The sequence below is a fragment of the Protofrankia sp. CiP1_Cm_nod2 genome (assembly GCF_920664355.1).
Lineage (GTDB): Bacteria > Actinomycetota > Actinomycetes > Frankiales > Frankiaceae > Protofrankia.
This window is the reverse complement of the sequence record NZ_CAKKTL010000171.1, coordinates 2550-3514: the sequence shown is the minus strand read 5'-3', so window position 1 is coordinate 3514 and position 965 is coordinate 2550. Positions and strand designations below refer to the sequence as shown.

Here is a 965-nt window from a genome sequence, read left to right as displayed (position 1 = left end):
ACAGCTCGCGGCCGAGTTCGCCCGCGAGCTCTGGGACGCCGGAGAACTCGATCTGATGGTGTGGGTGTCGGCGCTCAGCCGCGACTCGGTGGTATCCGGCTATGTACAGGCGGGAATAGACCTCGTGCAGGCGGGAACGGACCTCAGGCTCGGGCCGGAGAACGAGATACCGGAACGCACCGCGGCCCGGCTGCTCACGTGGCTGGCAAGAACCCGGTGGCGTTGGCTGATCGTCCTGGACGACCTGGCGGGGCCGGCCGAAATCCGCGACCTGTGGCCCCCCGGCCGGCCGAGCGGGCGCACGGTCGTCACCACTCGGCGGCGTGACGCGGATCTGCTGGCGGGCCGCAGTCTCGTCGAAGTCGACGTGTTCACGAAAACCGAGGCGGTCGAGTACCTGCGCAGGAAGTTCGAGAATGAGAAATATCGGCATCTGGCCGACGGGGACGATGCCGTCAACGGTGTCGTGGCGGATCTGGGTGCGCTGCCGCTGGCGCTCAGCCATGCCACCGCCTATATGATCGACCAGGATCTGACCTGCAGTGGGTACCGAGAGCGGTTCGCCAACCGTAAAAAGCGGCTGACGGAGCTGTTCCCCACGCTGGACACCGTCTATGACGGATATTCCCACACCGTCGCGACGACCTGGGCCCTGTCCATCGAGGCGGCGGACAGACTGCCCCCGGTCGGGCTCGCCCGGCCGCTCCTGGAGATTGTCAGCTCGTTGAACCCCAACGGTATCCCGGGGGATGTCATGAAGGCGTCACCCGTCCAGGGCTACCTCGCCGAGCGGCTGCCCAGGCAGCCTACCCGGGACGACATCCACGACGGGCTGCGTGGCCTGCACCGGTTCCATCTGGTGACGTACGAGAAGAGCATGATCCGCGTTCATGCGCTCGTGCAGCGAGCCGTGCGGGAGGACCTCGGCGCGCTTCGGTCGACCGAGGTCGCCCGGACATCCGCCC

1 pseudogene is annotated in these 965 nt (G+C 67.3%); it reads left to right on the top strand.

What is annotated here, in order from left to right:
- Positions 1-965: pseudogene (locus NBW84_RS17435) on the top strand (tetratricopeptide repeat protein); the annotation flags it as partial.